The organism is Vibrio sp. 10N.222.48.A3 (assembly GCF_041475345.1).
Classification (GTDB): domain Bacteria; phylum Pseudomonadota; class Gammaproteobacteria; order Enterobacterales; family Vibrionaceae; genus Vibrio; species Vibrio tasmaniensis_A.
Map to the genome: position 1 here is coordinate 1 of NZ_JBFRVX010000631.1, position 1,580 is coordinate 1,580.

Here is a 1,580-nt window from a genome sequence, read left to right on the forward strand (position 1 = left end):
ACGGGCAAAGAAACTCAAAAGACAGGGTGTAGGCAACGGACGGATTTCTGATTTCAAAGTGGATGGGCTGGCCTTGTTTAAGCGTGAGTTTGAAGTTCAGCATATGCTCATCGACGGCACCACAGGGGCAGGTAAATCCGTCATGCTTCGTAAACTCCTGCGCTGGATACGTAAACGTGGGGATAAAGCCATTATTTATGATAAAGGCTGCACCTTTACCAGTAAGTTCTTTGACCCTAGCCAAGATACCTTACTCAACCCCTTCGATGAACGCTGCGCCAATTGGGATGTCTGGTGTGATGCTAAGGATGCCCCTGATTTTGAAAACATTGCGAACGCGCTTATCCCGCAACATGGTGAAGGTGATCCGTTCTGGGTTGATTCCGCACGGACTATCTTTTCAAGTGCGGCGTATCGCATGAGCCAAGATGACAAGCCCTGCTCGACCGCAAGGCTGCTTAGCCTGATACTCACGTCTGAACTTGAAACCCTGGGTAATTTCCTGCAAGGCACAGAGTCTGCTTCCCTGGTCTCTAAAGACATCAAAAAGACGGCCATCTCCATTAAGTCGGTGCTCGCCACCTACATTAAGAGCCTACGCTTTTTAGATGGCTTGGATGATAAAGACGCGAAAGGAGAGCCCAAACGCAAACCGTTTTCCATCACCGATTGGGTACAAGATGATAAACAAAAAGGCTTTTTGTTCTTATCGAGTAACGCGCAGCAACACGCTTCACTGCGTCCTTTAATTTCAACTTGGCTTGCCATTGCCTCTAACGCTATTTTGGGACTCAAAGCCGATGAAGACCGCCGTATCTGGGTGATTATGGATGAGATGCCTAGTCTGCATAAACTGCCTGAGCTGGATAACATCATTTCAGAAGTGCGTAAGTTTGGGGGCTGTTATGTGATTGGTCTCCAGTCTTATGCGCAGCTCGTGAAAACCTACGGAAAAAATACCGCGGACGTTATTTTTGATTTACTCAACTCTCGCTTTTACTTTCGCGCCCCCTCAGCGCAGATGGCGCAAATCTCATCCAAAGATTTGGGTGAGCAAGAGGTGGACGTCTCAAGAGAGAACATTTCTTACGGTGCAAATGCGTTGCGTGATGGGGTATCGATTGGTCACCAAACCGTCACCCGCCCTGTTGTCTCTAGCAGTGAAATCCAAGCCATGGATGATTTACAATGTTACCTTCGCGTACCAGGAAGCAGCTTTATCACTCAATTAGAGTTGCACTTTGATAAGATGCGAGATGTGACACCAGCCTTTATCAAACGTGAACACACCCTATCTCCAGCGATGATTAAAGCATACCAAGAAGCCGTTTACTGTGAGTGTGTTGCTCCAGGGCTTTTCCTTAGTGAAGAAGAGCGTAATGCTCTCTCAACCCGCCAATCAGAGCAATTTGACACTGCAGAAGAGATGAAGCTCGAGACAGCCCAAATCAAAGAAGCCACGCAAAGCAAAACAGTCAAAAATCTTGTCAATGATGATGCAGAAAATCTCAAATCAGACGGTCACTATCAAAAGCGCGCTCAACAAGATCTCGAAGAGTCGGCGATATCTCAAGATATCG

At 47.2% G+C, this 1,580-nt stretch carries 1 protein-coding gene; it reads left to right on the plus strand.

Going from position 1 to position 1,580, the window contains the following annotated elements:
* Positions 1 to 1,580, plus strand: a 1,580-nt coding sequence (gene traD, locus AB4653_RS17490) for a type IV conjugative transfer system coupling protein TraD (RefSeq protein WP_372104842.1), incomplete at both ends; no start/stop codon positions are given.